General features: G+C 43.3%; 2 protein-coding genes. One reads left to right on the forward strand and one right to left on the reverse strand.

Annotated features, from left to right (window positions below):
* Positions 1 to 19: 19 nt before the first annotated feature.
* The gene (locus OGV69_RS00050; RefSeq protein ID WP_069325487.1) at positions 20 to 262 is read right to left on the reverse strand and encodes a DinI family protein; all 243 of its coding nucleotides are present in this window, start codon (positions 260 to 262) and stop codon (positions 20 to 22) included.
* Between the two features lie 77 nt (positions 263 to 339).
* On the opposite strand from OGV69_RS00050, the gene OGV69_RS00055 reads away from it, so the two are divergent.
* Positions 340 to 517 (forward strand): S24/S26 family peptidase (locus OGV69_RS00055; RefSeq protein ID WP_502873867.1); only part of this gene is annotated, 178 nt, incomplete at its 3' end.

The following is a 517-nucleotide window of genomic DNA, read 5'->3' on the forward strand; positions in this document are numbered from 1 at the left end:
ATATGACGGTTCAAGGCGTTTAATCTGAAACCAGCCACATATCAGCCTCTTCAAACATTTCCTGAACAGTACGGCTTATCAGTTCCTTCTCATGCTTGCTGGCGTCAGTGTTGATCGCCGACAGTGTCATCATCGGTTTAACCCGAACATCAGCATCGGGGAAGATCCGGTGAACCCTCCTGGTCAATTCGCCCAGAATGATATCTTTTGCACCAGGCAGACCATCAAAATTCCTTTTGTCATAAATGAGTTCCACGAACATGCTTTAACTCCTCTTTACTGTGTTTAATGTCAGTATATACTGTATATATAAACAGTGTAAGCGCGAGTGAGTTTATTATGAAGTTTTATTCACCAGCTGAGTTGCGCCAGATAGTTGCGCTTCCTTTATTCAGTGATCTTGTTTCATGCGGTTTTCCCTCCCCGGCGCATGATTACGTTGAACAACGCATTGATCTCAATGAACTATTAGTTCAGCACCCATGTGCAACATATTTCGTGAAGTCATCCGGTGATT

Source organism: Citrobacter sp. Cc139, assembly GCF_030334645.1.
Taxonomy (GTDB): Bacteria; Pseudomonadota; Gammaproteobacteria; order Enterobacterales; family Enterobacteriaceae; genus Citrobacter; species Citrobacter werkmanii.

What these genes read in the sequence shown, in the direction of transcription:
- OGV69_RS00050 (WP_069325487.1), bottom strand. Translation starts at nt 262, where the DNA reads ATGTTCGTGGAACTCATTTATGACAAAAGGAATTTTGATGGTCTGCCT.